This window comes from Intrasporangium sp. (assembly GCF_036566125.1).
Lineage (GTDB): Bacteria > Actinomycetota > Actinomycetes > Actinomycetales > Dermatophilaceae > Intrasporangium.
This window is the reverse complement of the sequence record NZ_DATCWX010000007.1, coordinates 1-13,811: the sequence shown is the minus strand read 5'-3', so window position 1 is coordinate 13,811 and position 13,811 is coordinate 1. Positions and strand designations below refer to the sequence as shown.

The window sequence follows — 13,811 nt, the reverse complement described above, 5'->3', positions numbered from 1 at the left end:
CTGCGCCTCGCCGACCTCGGGATCGACGAGCTGGGCGACGAGATGGCGGACCCGCTCGAGCTCACGGACGAGCGCGAGGTCTGGGTTTTCGGGGATGATGTCGTGCATGGCTGATTGCCTCCTCGGGGCGATTGGCCTAGGCCCTGGCCGGGCGCTGCAACGCCTTGGCTGGGGCCGTTCCTTGTCCTTGGCTTGTCCTTAGGAGGTTCACAAACCGTCAGGGATTCCCAACGGTTCGGAACCGTATCCGTGCAGGTCAGGGCCGTTTACCGTTGATAGTCAACGGTTTTCACCCGTGCGGGATGAGTTCGAGATGTACTACGACCTGTGACGAGGTAGCCCTGCATTGCAGATCGACGTCCACGTGACGGGTGGCGTCGTCCGCGGTCACGTGGACGGCGACGTCACCGTCTTTCGTGGTATCCCGTACGCCAGCCTGGAGAAGCGGTTCGGTGCGCCAAGCCCGGTGCATTCGTGGGACGGCGTGCGGGATGCCATGACGTTCGGACCGTCGCCCCCGCAGTCCGGAAGTTTCGGAATGGACTCGCTCGGTGGGCAGGGCGATGACTGGTTGACGGTCAACGTCTGGTCGCCAGGTCTGCAGGGCGGGCTTCCCGTGATGGTCTGGTTCCAGGGCGGCGCCTACGCATTCGGCATGTCCAGCCTGCCTGAGTACGACGGCAGCAACCTCGCACGAGGCGGGGTCGTGGTTGTGACCTTCAACTACCGGGTGGGACTCGAAGGCTTCGGATATGTGGCGGGGACTCCCGCCAACCGCGGCCTGCTGGACCAGGTGGCGGCGCTTGAGTGGGTGCGAGAGAACATCGGAGCGTTCGGCGGGGATCGCGACCGGGTGACCGTCTTCGGCCAGTCCGCGGGCGCGGGATCGGTGGCGGCGCTACTGGTGATGCCGCGAGCCGCCGGGTTGTTCCGCCGTGCCATCGCGCAGAGCATGCCCGGCACCTACTTCACTCCGGCGCTGGCTGACGACATCACGCGGACGTGTGCACAGCAGCTCGGCATCGAGCCCACTGAGCTTCCGGCGACGGATCCCTGGCGGTTGCCTGCCGCCGGGGACGCAGTCCTGGCGACGATGGACCAGTTCGCCGCACGCTGGGGACTGGCTGCGCACGCGAAGGTCTTGTTCTCGCCGGTCGTGGACGGTGACGTTCTCCCCTGCACTCCATGGGAGGGTCTGACGGGCCAGGTCGATCTGATCGTCGGACACACCCGCCACGAGCAGCGCCTGCTCAGTCTGGTGAGTGGTTTGCTCGGCAAGGTCACCGAGGTCGACGCCACGGAGGCTGCGACGCTCTTCGCGCCGGATCCCGAGCGGTACCGCGAGATCTTCCCCGACCCCGAGGACCGGTACGAAGCCGTGCGCTCGGACTGGCTCTTCCGGATGCCGTCAGCGCACCTTGCAGAGGCTCAACGCGCCGCAGGCGGCCGGGCGCACCTCTACGAGCTGACCTGGCCCGCGCCGGGCCTGGGAGGAGCACTCGGCGCCTGCCACGGCCTGGACGTCCCGCTGGTGTTCGGGAACCTCACGGTCGGCCAGCCCGCAGTGCTGATCGGTGACCCCACGCCTGCAGCAGCAGGGGTGTCCGAGCAGATGCAGCACGCCTGGAGGGCGTTCGCCACGAACGGCGACCCGGGCTGGCCCGCCTACGACAACGGCTTGACCCGACTGTTCGACATCGAACCGAGGGTCACGGCCTATCCAGAGCACCTGTCACGCCAGATCTGGAGCGATCCCCCAGGCGTGCTTGACCTGCTCGGTGAGTAAGCCGGGGCCCGCGACTGCTCCCGGTCGGCCAATGCACTGACCCCAACCTCAGCCGTGTCGGGAAGGAAGGGCAGGGACGGCAGCGAGCCCAGCGGCATACGGCATGAAGGGGCGCTCACGCGGCCCGCGACGTGCGGGACGTCGCGTAGGCGTCCTCGACGGTCGCGGTGACGTGCTGGTGCGGCCACCGGAGGCCCAGCACGACGATGAGGCCGAGGCAGACGGCGGAACAGAGGGCGACCCCGAGGTAGGGGTTGGTGTGCTGGCCGACCCAGCCGGCGCCGAGATAGCTGGCACCCGCGGCCGCGACGGCGACCGAGCCGGCCAGGCTGAAGATCCGGCCGCGCATCTCCGGAACGGTCGCCAGCGCAAAGGTCGCCTGGAGCGGCACCATGAAGGCCTGGAGGAGTCCGCTGACGAAGAACAGTGCGACGAGGAGGGCGAGCGGGGGATGCAGCGCCGTGGCCAGCAGGGGCACCGGCATGGCGAGGGCGAGCGGCACGATGGACGCGTTCTGGCGGTGCACGTCGAAGCGACCGATGACGAGGATGCCCACCACCGCGCCCACGATCGGCGTTGCCATGAGGACGCCGCCCCACCCGTTGTCCCCGGCGATCGGGATGGCCAGTGCCTCCGGCGCCGCGATGCCGAGACTTGCCACGGCGCTCAGGGCCATGAGCCGGGCGAGCACCTTGTGCCCGGCGAGGTCGCCGATGGCGCTGCCGAGGTCGTGGATGAAGCCCCTCACCCCCTTGCTGCGACTGCCGTGCACGGGTCGCCTGTTGACAACGACCAGGATCACACTGGCCGCGACGACGAACGTGCCGAAGTCGATGAGCAGGCCGACGCGGGGGCCGAGGAGCGCGACGAGCCCGCCACCCAGGGCGAGGCCCAGCGCCTGGTTGACCTGCTCCGCCATGGCGCTCAGGCCGACCGCCCGCGCATAGAGCGGTCGATCGTGCTCGAAGAGGTCGGTGATGAGGACGAGGTTCGAGGCGCTCGCCGCCCCGCCGATCAGCTCGAGGAGGAACAGGACGGCGAAGACCCACAGCAGCGACGCCGGCGTCATGACGAGCCAGACGAGGGCGAGCACGCAGAGCGCCCGAGAGACATGGCTGACGACGAGGACGGACTTGTAGGGGAAGCGGTCGACGACTGGCCCGAGCAGACTGCGGCCGAGGAAGGTCGGCACGAAGCTGATGGCGAGCGTCGTGGCAGTGGCAAGCGGCGAGTCGGTCCGCGCAAACACGACGGCGGCGATCGTCACTCGCGCGACGTAGTCGCCCCACATCGAGAAGGCGTTGGCCAAGAAGATCGGCAGGTAGCCCGGGACCCGGAGCATGTCCGCGTAGGAGGGTGCTCGGCTCTGGGCTCCCCGACGATGGCTCACGGCATGACGCTACCCCGAGGTGGTGAGTCGTAAAAGTTGAAACTGGCGGCCGTGCGCGCCCGGCGTGCCACCCGTCGCCAGTGCTCGAGCAGACCGCTCGCCTCCCCAGCGTGCCGGCCGATGATCCGGCCCATTCCGTCGGCGTCCCGGAGGACGTCGGGGACGCTGTCGACGGGGCGGCCGCGCCAGAGGACTCCGGCGTTGCGCAGCATCGCGGCGAGCAGCCACGCCTCCCGCAGGGCCGCCGCGTCAGCGGCCGGGATCAAACCTGCTGCCTCGAGAGCGTCCAGTGCGGGCAGGGTCGAGGTGACCTGGAGGCTCGGTGTCGCATGGGCGTGCGTCAGCTGCTGGAGCTGCACGGTCCACTCGACATCGGTGAGCCCACCACGGCCGAGCTTGATGTGGGTGCCCGGGTCGGCTCCGCGAGGCAGCCGCTCGGACTCCATGCGCGCCTTGAGGAGGCGGATGTCGCGGACCTGGCTGTCCCCCAGTCCGCCCTCCGGCCAGCGGAGCGGGTTGATCAGCTGTAGGAAGTCGCGGGCGAGGTCGTCAGGCCCCGCCACGGGCGCCGCACGCAGCAGCGCCTGGAACTCCCACGTCAGCGCCCACCGGTCGTAGTAGGTGCGGTAGGCCTCGATGCTGCGGACGATCGGGCCGTTCTTGCCCTCGGGGCGCAGGTCCGCGTCGAGCGGCAGTGGCGGCTCGGAGGCGCCGGCCGTGAGGAGCTTCTTCAGCTCCTGGACGACGAGGGTCGCCCTGGCCTGCATGCCCGGCTCGTCGGGCGACTCGTCACCGGCATCGTGGGCGCGGTGCACGAACATGACGTCGGCGTCCGAGGCGTAGCCCATCTCGCCCCCGCCGAAGCTGCCCATCCCGACGACGAGCAGGTCGCCCCCGAGCGGCACGCCCTCTCGCCGCTCCACCTCAGCCGTCGCCGCCTCGAGGGACACGGCGAGCGTGGCGGCGTTGAGATCGGTCAGGGCGGCGCCGACCTGGCGCACGTCGAGCTCTCCGGCGAGGTCGGCCATGACGATGCGCAGCACCTCGTTCCGCCGGATGGCCCGCACGGCGAGGACGGCGTCGGTCCCGCTCTCACGGCGGCCCGCGGCGGCGCGCATCGTCGCTGTCAGGGCCTCCCGCGACCGCGGCTCGAGGCCGCCGGGCTCGCCGAGCATCGACACGCTGTCGGGAGAACGAATCAGCAGGTCCGCGGCATAGCGACTGCGAGCCAGACTGTGCGCCAAGCGATCCGCCGCACGTCCCTCGTCGCGGAGCATCTTGAGATACCAGTGCGTCGTCCCGAGCGCGTCGGAGACGCGACGGAAGGACAACAACCCGGCGTCGGGGTCGGCCTCGTCTGCGAACCAGCCGAGCATGACGGGCAGCAGCTGCCGCTGGATGGCCGCACGACGGCTCACGCCGGTGGTCAGCGCCTCGATGTGGCGCAGGGCGCCGGCCGGGTCTCGGAAGCCGAGGGCGCGCAGTCGCTCGCGCGCAGCCTCGGGCGAGAGGCCCACCTCGTCGGGGCTGAGCCGGGCGACGGCCGCGAGGAGCGGCCGGTAGAAGAGCCGCTCGTGGATCCGGCGGACCTCGCGCGCGACGGCCTGGCGGTCGGCGACGACTGACTTCACAGGATGCGTCCGGTGTCCCATGGCCCGTCCGAGCCGCCGCAGATCCGCCGGGTTGTCGGGCAGGAGGTGGGTACGGCGCAGCCGGTGGAGCTGGATCCGGTGCTCGAGGCAGCGCAGGTGCCGGTAGGCGCGGTCGAGAGTGGCCGCGTCGTCGCGGGCGACGTAGCCGCCCTTCGCCAGCGCCGCCAGTGCCTCGAGCGTCGTGGCCGACCGGAGCGACGGGTCGGTCCGGCCGTGGACGAGCTGGAGCAGCTGCACGCTGAACTCCACGTCACGTAGGCCGCCGGGGCCGAGCTTGAGCTGGCGAGCCGCCTCGTTCGCGGGCACGTGCTCCTCGACCCGCCGTCGCATCGCCTGGACATCCTCGACGAAGTGCTCCCGGCTGGCGGCCTCCCAGACGAGCGGCGAGATGGCCTCCTTGTAGCGCAGGCCGACCTCGCGGTCCCCCGCCGAGACCCACGCCTTGAGCAGCGCCTGGAACTCCCACGTCTTGGCCCACCGCTCGTAATAGGCCTGGTGGCTGCGGATGGTGCGCACGAGCGGGCCCTGCTTGCCCTCCGGACGCAGGCCGGCGTCCACCGGCCACAGCGTCCCTTCCCGGGTGTGCGCCGAGCAGGCGCGCATCGTCGCCGAGGCGAGCGCCGTGCCGATCCGGAGGGCCGTCTCCTCGTCGACCCCATCGGCGGGCTCGGCGACGAAGATGACGTCGACGTCGCTGACGTAGTTCAGCTCGCCACCGCCGGTCTTGCCCATCCCGATGATCGCCAGGCGGCACTGCTCGTGCCCGTCGCCGTACTCCTCGCGGGCGATCGCGAGGGCCGCCTCCAACGCGGCCTCGGCGAGCTCGGCGAGGGCCTCCCCGACCGTCGGCATGTCGGCGACCGGGTCCGCGGATGTGATGTCGCGGGCCGCGATCCGGAGCAGGCCCCGCCGATAGGCGATGCGAAGCGCATCGAGTGCCGTGGTGCTCCCGCGCTCCGTCGTCACGGCGGCCACCAGCTCGGCGCGGACTTCTTCCGCCGTATGCCGCTGGGCTCGGGCCGCGTCCACCCAGTGGCCCGGGTGCCGCACGAGTTCGTCGACGAGCGCGGTCGAGGCCCCGAGGACGCCGAGCACCCGGTCCCGGCCGGGACCCTCGGCCAGCAGCTCGTCGACGAGGGAACGAAGGTCTGTCGGGTCGCCCTGTCTCTGCAGGGACTCGAGGACACGGACGAGTCCGAGCAGCGCCTGGTCGGGATCGGCGGTGTCCCCGATGGCCTGGAGCAGACTGTCTGCGAACGCGTCGCCCCCGTCGGCGCCGTCACCGCGAAGGGCGGCCAGGACTGGGTCGGCGAGGTGGCTGACGGCCCGGTCGGGATGGGCGAAGCCGAGCCGGGCGAGGGTGCCGGTGGTCGAGGTGGTGCGTGACATCCGGTGCCAGCCGCCCGTCGGGTCAGAGGCGCGGCAGGTAGCGGTCGAGCTCGAAGCGCGACACGTCGTGCCGATAGTCCTGCCATTCCTGCCGCTTGTTCCGCAGGAAGAAGTCGAAGACGTGCTCGCCGAGGACGTCGGCGACGAGCTCGCTCCGCTGCATCTCCTCGATGGCCGAGCCGAGCGACTCCGGCAGCGGCTTGATGCCCATGGCGCGACGCTCCGCGTCGGTGAGCTGCCACACGTCGTCCTCGGACTCGGGGGGGAGGTCGTAGCCCTCCTCGATGCCCTTGAGCCCGGCCCCGAGGATGACGGCGTAGGCGAGGTACGGGTTGCACGCCGAGTCGAGCGAGCGCACCTCGATCCGGGTCGACTGGCCCTTGCTCGGCTTGTACATCGGCACGCGCACGAGGGACGAGCGGTTGTTGTGGCCCCAGGTCAGGTGGGCCGGGGCCTCTCCCCCGCCCCACAGGCGCTTGTAGGAGTTGACCCACTGGTTCGTGACGGCGGTGATCTCGGCCCCGTGGGTGATCAGGCCCGCGATGAACTGCCTGGCGATCTTGCTCAGCTGGTAGGGCGCCCCGGCTTCGTAGAACGCGTTGGAGTCGCCCTCGAAGAGCGACAGGTGGGTGTGCATGCCGGAGCCGGGGTGCTCGGCGAACGGCTTGGGCATGAAGGTCGCGTAGACGCCCTGCGACAGCGCCACCTCCTTGACGACCGTCCGGAAGGTCATGATGTTGTCCGCCGTGCTCAGGGCGTCGGCGTAGCGCAGGTCGATCTCGTTCTGACCGGGCGCGCCCTCGTGGTGGCTGAACTCGACCGAGATGCCCATGTTCTCGAGCATCGTGATCGCCGCGCGTCGGAAGTCGTGGCCGGTGCCGTGGGGCACGTGGTCGAAGTAGCCGGCGTCGTCGACCGGGACGGGCCGCCCGTCGGCGCCGGGCTCCGGCTTGAGCAGGAAGAACTCGATCTCGGGGTGGGTGTAGAAGGTGAAGCCGAGGTTTGCCGCCTTGTCGAGGGCCCGCTGGAGCACGTGCCGCGGGTCGGCGAAGCTCGGCGACCCGTCGGGCATCTGGACCTCGCAGAACATCCGGGCCGTCCCGGGCGGGTCTCCGCGCCACGGCAGGATCTGGAAGGTCGAGGGGTCGGGCTTGGCCAGCATGTCCGCCTCGTAGACGCGGGCGAAGCCCTCGATCGCGGAACCGTCGAAGCCGATCCCCTCGGCGAAGGCGCCCTCGAGCTCCGCCGGCGCGACCGCCACGGACTTGAGGGTGCCGAGCACGTCGGTGAACCAGAGCCTGACGAAGCGGATGTCACGCTCCTCGATGGTGCGCAGCACGAACTCTTCCTGACGGTTCATGTGTCGATCCTGCCGCATGCCTGTTTCACCGAGGTAACGGACCGCGCTGGTAGGACGCGCCGTATGCTCGCGCCATGATCGACGCCTCCTCCGCCGAACAGCCGAACCCGTACGGCGCCGGAGCGACGTCTGCGGCCGACTCGCCTCGGCGCGTGCGGATCCCGCACCTGCAGGCGATGAAGTCAGAAGGTCGCCGGTGGGCCATGCTCACCGCCTACGACATGTACTCGGCCCAGATCTTCGACGAGGCCGGGATTCCGGCACTACTCGTCGGGGACTCCGCCGGCAACAACGTCTACGGCTACGACACGACGGTGCCGGTCACGGTGGACGAGCTGATCCCCCTCGTCCGGGCGGTCAGCCGCAACACCAACCGAGCCCTCGTCATTGCCGACCTCCCGTTCGGCTCGTACGGCGGTTCGCTCGAGCAGGGCTTCACCACGGCGGTCCGCTTCATGAAGGAGGGCCTGGCCCACGCCGTCAAGCTCGAGGGCGGCACGGCCATGGCCCCGCTCGTCGAGCTGCTCACGACGGCGGGCATCCCCGTCATGGCCCACGTCGGCTTCACGCCGCAGAGCGAGCACCAGTTGGGTGGCTACCGCGTCCAGGGTCGCGGCGAGGCAGCTGACCGGCTCGCCCGCGAGGCGCGCACCCTCGAGGCGGCCGGCGCCTTCGCCGTGGTGCTCGAGATGGTGCCCGCACCGGTGGCCGCCCGCGTGACAGAGGCCCTCACCATCCCCACCGTCGGCATCGGCGCGGGGCCCCACACCGACGCACAGGTCCTCGTCTGGAGCGACTTCGCCGGACTGCGGGCCGGGAAGGCGCCCCGATTCGTCAAGAAGTACGCCGACCTCCGCGGCACGCTGCTCGATGCTGCCAAGGCCTACGCCGCGGACGTCGAGTCAGGCGCCTTCCCCGCCGCGGAGCATTCCTTCGACGCCTGAACCCCAAAAGCCGTTCACTCGATCAGTCGTCCCAGCCGGGCGCCTCGTTACGGTGCTCCCACTCCTCGTCCTCCTCGTCCCACTTCTCGTTGCGGGCGCGGGCACTCTCGAGCGCGTGGCGAGCCTCCTCCTCGGTGGCGTAGGGACCCATGACGCGCTCGCCGATGCTGCGATTCGCGTCGGTCTCCACCTGACCGGTCCGGACGTTGTACCAGAAGCTCATCCCGCTCTCCCTTCGACGTGTTCGGTGGGCGGGCGTCCTACGCGGGACACCCGCGCGAACGACCTAGACTCCACCGTATGCCGTTGGCCCGCTCCCATGTCGCAGCACACCCGCTGACCCCGCGACGACCCGTCCCCGCCGCGATCGCCCGTCCGCACTACGTCGACGTGCCCCACCCCCGCGAGGACGGCGACGTCCGCATCAAGGACGCCGAGACGATCGAGAAGATGCGGATCGCAGGGCGCATCGCGGCCCAGGCCATGGCGGCGGCCGCGGAGCGGATCGCCCCCGGCGTCACGACGGACGAGCTCGACGCGGTCGCACACGAGTTCATGCTCGACCACGGGGCCTACCCCTCACCGCTGGGCTACAAGGCGTTCCCCAAGTCGGTGTGCACGAGCGTCAACGAGGTGATCTGCCACGGCATCCCGGACACGCGCCCGCTCGAGGACGGGGACATCGTCAACATCGATGTGACGGCCTACATCCATGGAGTGCACGGCGACACGGACGCGACCTACCTCGTCGGCGACGTCGACGAGGAGTCGCGTCTGCTCGTCGAGCGCACGCACGAGGCAATGATGCGAGGCATCAAGGCAGCTCGCCCGGGGCGGGAGCTCAACGTCATCGGGCGCGTCATCGAGAGCTACGCCAAGCGATTCGGCTATGGCGTCGTCCGGGACTTCACCGGGCACGGCATCGGCCTCGAGTTCCACTCCGGTCTCATCGTCCCCCACTACGACGCCGCGCCGCAGTACAACACCGTCATGGAGCCCGGCATGACGTTCACCATCGAGCCGATGCTCAACCTCGGCACCCACGAGTGGGAGATGTGGGACGACAAGTGGACGGTGGTCACCCGAGACGGCCGACGCTCGGCACAGTTCGAGCACACCATCGTGATCACTGACGATGGCAACGAGATCCTCACCCTGCCCTGAGCCCGACCGGGCCGGCACCCTCACCCCCCAACCCTGCGGAGGAAGCGACAGCATGGCGAAGAAGGGCTACCCGCTCGGCATCGACATCGGCGGCAGCGGCATCAAGGGTGCGCCGGTCGACCTCAAGGAGGGCGAGTTCGCCAAGAGCAGGCTCAAGATCGCCACGCCACAGCCGGCGACGCCAGAGGCCGTTGCCCAGGTCGTCGACCAGATCGTCGACGAGTTCGACAAGGAGACGGGAGGCTCACCGATCGGGGTGGCGGTGCCCGCCGTCGTCATCCGCGGCACCGTCCTGTCCGCGGCCAACATCGACCCGTCCTGGATCAACACCGACGCCGAGGCCCTCATCAAGGAGCACACCGGCCGCTCGGTCACCGTCCTCAACGACGCGGACGCCGCCGGGCTGGCGGAGCTGCACTACGGCGCCGCCAAGGGCGAGCATGGCCTGGTCATCCTCACGACCCTCGGGACCGGGATCGGCTCGGCGCTCATCCACGACGGCCGACTCATCCCGAACTCCGAGCTGGGCCACCTCGAGATCGACGGCTACGACGCCGAGGACCGGGCGGCCTCCTCGGTCAAGGACAACGAGGGCCTCTCGTGGGACGAGTGGATCGAGCGGCTCCAGCGCTACTACGAGACGATCGAGATGCTCTTCTCCCCCGACCTCATCGTCGTGGGGGGCGGCGTCTCGAGGGACTCGGACAAGTTCCTGCCCAAGCTCCGGCTGCGCGCGCCCATCGTGCCGGCCGAGCTGCGCAACAAGGCCGGCATCATCGGGGCCGCTCACCGGGCCGTCGACCTCGCGAGCTGACGCGCGGTCCCAGCTCAGCGGCATACGGCATATTCCGTATGCCGCTGGGCTCGCTCGCGGGCGAGCCCTCAGTCGACCGTCAGGCTGAGAAGCAGGTCGGGGGCGCGCCGCTCGTAGAGCGCCGCGCCGAGGCGCAGTCCCAGCCAGAAGGCGCCCACACCGACCGCGAGGCCGGCCAGCAGAGCCGGCCACGGCGCCCAGCTGGTGCCCGTCCAGGCGAGGAGGCTGAGGGCGAACACCGGTGCCCCGAGCAGCAGGGTGCCCAGGCCGGCGACGGACTGCGACAGCATCGTCATCCCGGCGGCACCGGGCGGGCTCTGGAACGGGCTCTCGCCCGGCTTGGGGACGGGATAGGGCAGGGCGATGCTCATGATCGAGGAGATGGCGTAGCCCGCTCCCAGCAGGGCGGCTGAGAGGCCCACGATCGCCGGGAGCAGGTCCCACCGACCGCCGAGCCACGCGCCGACCACGGAGTAGGCGCTGACGAAAGGGACGGCGATGAGCAGGCTGGGCAGCAGACGGCCGAGCCGGTCCGACCGGCCCCGGACCCCTGAGGCGACATGCATCCAGAACGCCGTCGACTCGTACGAGACGGAGTTGTGCTCGCTCCAGCCGAGCAGAAAGGCGGCGAGCGGACCCATGAGCAGCGGCACCCACGTGATGTCGCTCATGAAGAACGGGATGAGCAGGGCGAGCGGTGCGAAGGGGGTGAGGAACATCGACACCTGGTAGCGGGGGTCCCGGGCGTAGTACGTCAGTGTGCGTGCGGCCACCGCCCACGTCGCGTCGTCCGGGACGCGCCCGAGGACGCCCAGGTCACCTGTCGCGGCTCCCTGTGAGCCTGGGCGGACAACACCACGCGGCGCCACGACCTGTCGACGGACCGCCCTGTCCCACAACCAGATCGCGACGGCCAAGCCGCCCGCTGCCAGTGCGAGACGCAGCACACCGATGGCCAAGTCGCCCGTGGCGACGTCCCCAGGGGCTGCCCAGGCCCAACCGAGGGGCGTCCAGCCGAGCACATCCGCTGCGGTCTCGGCGAAGCCGCCCCAGTCACCTGCCGCACTTCCCGCGAGCGATGCGGCAGGGACGACGACGGCCAGGAGGAACACGGCGAGGGTGGCGGTGACGTCCCTGCCCCGCCGGCTGGAGACGGCGCCCGTCGCGAGCGAGGAGACCCAGCGGCTGACGGCGACGGCGGTGAGCAGACCGATCGGCACGGCCACGAGGGCAGTGACCGTCGACAGCGCAGTCTGCGACGACGCGATGACGACTCCGACGCCGAGCACCATCGACGCGATGGCGGGCAGGCCGACGAACGCGCTGAGGAGGAGGCCGACCGCCAGCTGCCGCGGTGGGATCGAGAAGGTCGCGAAGCGGCCCGGGTCGAGGGTCGGGTCCGAGCCGAAGGCGAAGATCGGCAGGAGGATCCAGAGCACGATCCCGGCGGCGCCGCCGATCGTCACGACGAGCCGCGCCACGTCGGGCTCACCACGCAGGACGGCGACCCCAACGGCCAGCGCGACGACGACGAACGCGCCGTACAGGACACCGAGGATCATCCCGATGGCCTGCGCCCGGCTGCGTCGGAGGCTGTTGCGCAGCAGGTCGAGCTTCAGTCGGACGAGGTGCGCAACCACGCCAGTCCCTCCACCTCGATGCTCCCGCCGACGAGGTCGACGAAGCGCTGCTCCAGGCTGCCGCCGGCCCGCACGTCGTCCACCGTGCCCTGTGCGAGGACGAGCCCGTCGGAGATCACGGCGACGTGGGTACAGGTGCGCTCGACGAGGTCCATGACGTGGCTCGAGAGGATGACCGTGCCGCCCGCGCCGACGAAGTCGGACAGGATGCCGCGGATCGTCGCCGCGGAGACCGGGTCCACCGCCTCGAACGGCTCGTCGAGGACGAGGACGCGGGGCGCGTGGACGAGGGCCGTCGCGAGGGTGATCTTCTTCGTCATGCCGGCCGAGTAGTCGACGACGAGCTTGCCCTGGGCCTCGGTCAGGCCGAGGGCCTGGAGCAGCTCGTCGGCGCGGGCCGTCGCCACCTCGCGGGACAGCCCGTGGAGCAGGCCGGCGTAGACGATGAGCTGCAGCCCCGTGAGCCGGTCGAAGACGCGCAACCCGTCGGGCAGGATGCCGAGCAGCTGCTTGGCGGTGACCGGGTCCGCCCATACGTCGTGCCCGAGGACGAAGACTTGTCCGGCGTCGGGACGGAGCAGTCCGGTCGCCATCGAGAGCGTGGTCGTCTTGCCCGCGCCGTTCGGGCCGACGAGGCCGAAGAACGAGCCACGCGGGACGTCGAGGTCGATCCCCTTGACGGCGATGACGTCGCCGAAGCGTTTGCCGAGTCCACGCATCGCGATGGCCGGTCCGGTGACCGGCGCGCCGTGCGGCGCAGGCAGGTCCAGGTGTTCTGTCATCTCTCCCCGAGTCGTGGAACGTGCTTGGTGGTCGGTGCCGGACTCACTGGAACTCGCCGGACTCGCCGTCGGCCAGGTAGCGCAGGGTCAGGCCGTCGACCCCCGAGAACGACTCGATGTGGGTGCAGTACATCCGTTTGCCACGCTCGGAGAGGAGTGCGTCATGGATCGGCACGAAGGCCTTGGGCGCGATGCGGGCCACGAAGCCGATCGAGTCCCGGCTGGCGCACCACGGCGCGTTGAGCGGATGGGCCAGCACGTCGACCTCGCCCGGCTCGGCGTCATAGGCGTCGCCCGGGTGGAAGAGCGTCGGCTCACCGTCGGCACGCAGGACCAGCCCGACGTTGGGGATCTGCGGCACGTGATCGTTGTTGAAGGCGTGCAGCTCGCCAACGGGCGTGATCGTGATGTCGCCGATGGCGAACTGCTCCTCGCGTCGCGTCGGCACGGCCTGAAGGCCTTCTGCGCCAAGCTTTTCCGCCGTCAACGGGTCGGTATGGACGGACGCCCTGGTATTCGCACGGATCAGCCGTGCGGCGGGCTCGGGGTCGAAGTGGTCCGGATGGTTGTGGGTGACGAGGATCGCGTCGAGGTCGGTCAGGTCCTCGAAGCCAGAGGAGAAGTTGCCGGGGTCGACGAGGATGCGCCGGTCGGCCATCTCGACGAGCAGGCAGGCGTGTCCCAGGTGAGTCACTCGCATTCCTCAAACCTAGGTCATCGGCTCGGCGATAGAGGGTCCGCCGTCCGGGTCGGGCTCGGGCACACACTCCGGGCGCAGCGCCACGAATGGCCTGTCCCGAACGAACTCGCGGATCGCGGCGTCCGAGCGAAGGTCGTCCAGCCCGAGCACCCGGCTGATCAGCCGCAGCCGCTGCGGGTGCCGACGGCGG

General features: G+C 70.3%; 12 protein-coding genes. 4 read left to right on the top strand and 8 right to left on the bottom strand.

The features are described 5' to 3' along the window. Positions 1-346: 346 nt before the first annotated feature. On the top strand, positions 347-1,786 hold the full coding sequence (locus tag VIR15_RS00605; RefSeq protein ID WP_331925528.1) for a carboxylesterase/lipase family protein: 1,440 nt from the start codon (positions 347-349) through the stop codon (positions 1,784-1,786). Positions 1,787-1,901: 115 nt separating this feature from the next. On the opposite strand, the gene VIR15_RS00600 is transcribed toward VIR15_RS00605, so the two are convergent. The 3 genes from VIR15_RS00600 to VIR15_RS00590 are packed head-to-tail and all read right to left on the bottom strand — an operon-like array spanning position 1,902 to position 7,577. Beyond that, entirely contained in the window at positions 1,902-3,176 is a 1,275-nt protein-coding gene (locus VIR15_RS00600) for an MFS transporter (RefSeq protein ID WP_331925527.1), read from the bottom strand. Continuing rightward, on the bottom strand, positions 3,173-6,217 hold the full coding sequence (locus tag VIR15_RS00595; RefSeq protein ID WP_331925526.1) for a bifunctional [glutamine synthetase] adenylyltransferase/[glutamine synthetase]-adenylyl-L-tyrosine phosphorylase: 3,045 nt from the start codon (positions 6,215-6,217) through the stop codon (positions 3,173-3,175). The genes VIR15_RS00600 and VIR15_RS00595 overlap by 4 nt, the downstream gene beginning before the upstream one ends. Before the next feature lie 22 nt (positions 6,218-6,239). Then, positions 6,240-7,577 carry a glutamine synthetase family protein gene (locus tag VIR15_RS00590; protein WP_331925525.1) on the bottom strand — a complete coding sequence of 446 codons (1,338 nt, stop codon included), beginning with the start codon at positions 7,575-7,577 and terminating at the stop codon, positions 6,240-6,242. Positions 7,578-7,651: 74 nt separating this feature from the next. Between VIR15_RS00590 and panB the strand changes: the two genes are divergently transcribed. Further along, the gene (gene panB / locus VIR15_RS00585; protein ID WP_331925524.1) at positions 7,652-8,521 is read left to right on the top strand and encodes a 3-methyl-2-oxobutanoate hydroxymethyltransferase; all 870 of its coding nucleotides are present in this window, start codon (positions 7,652-7,654) and stop codon (positions 8,519-8,521) included. 22 nt (positions 8,522-8,543) lie between these two features. On the opposite strand, the gene VIR15_RS00580 is transcribed toward panB, so the two are convergent. Further along, positions 8,544-8,744 (bottom strand): methionine aminopeptidase, encoded by a 201-nt coding sequence (locus tag VIR15_RS00580; RefSeq protein WP_331925523.1) that lies wholly within the window; start codon positions 8,742-8,744, stop codon positions 8,544-8,546. 77 nt (positions 8,745-8,821) lie between these two features. Between VIR15_RS00580 and map the strand changes: the two genes are divergently transcribed. Both map and ppgK read left to right on the top strand, forming a co-directional pair. Continuing rightward, a complete protein-coding gene (gene map / locus VIR15_RS00575) occupies positions 8,822-9,685 on the top strand; it encodes a type I methionyl aminopeptidase (RefSeq protein ID WP_331925522.1) in 864 nt (287 codons plus the stop codon). A 52-nt stretch (positions 9,686-9,737) separates the two neighbouring features. After that, a complete protein-coding gene (gene ppgK, locus VIR15_RS00570) occupies positions 9,738-10,499 on the top strand; it encodes a polyphosphate--glucose phosphotransferase (protein ID WP_331925521.1) in 762 nt (253 codons plus the stop codon). Positions 10,500-10,567: 68 nt separating this feature from the next. On the opposite strand, the gene VIR15_RS00565 is transcribed toward ppgK, so the two are convergent. The 4 genes from VIR15_RS00565 to VIR15_RS00550 all read right to left on the bottom strand — a co-directional run. Continuing rightward, complete coding sequence (locus tag VIR15_RS00565; protein ID WP_331925520.1) at positions 10,568-12,139, bottom strand: hypothetical protein; 1,572 nt, start codon at positions 12,137-12,139, stop codon at positions 10,568-10,570. Continuing rightward, positions 12,115-12,921, bottom strand: a complete 807-nt coding sequence (locus VIR15_RS00560) for an ABC transporter ATP-binding protein (protein ID WP_331925519.1) — start codon at positions 12,919-12,921, stop codon at positions 12,115-12,117. Before VIR15_RS00560 ends, VIR15_RS00565 begins: the two co-directional genes overlap by 25 nt. Before the next feature lie 43 nt (positions 12,922-12,964). After that, entirely contained in the window at positions 12,965-13,621 is a 657-nt protein-coding gene (locus tag VIR15_RS00555) for an MBL fold metallo-hydrolase (RefSeq protein ID WP_331925518.1), read from the bottom strand. A gap of 9 nt (positions 13,622-13,630) precedes the next feature. After that, the coding region (locus VIR15_RS00550; RefSeq protein WP_331925517.1) for a hypothetical protein at positions 13,631-13,811 on the bottom strand (181 nt) is incomplete at its 5' end.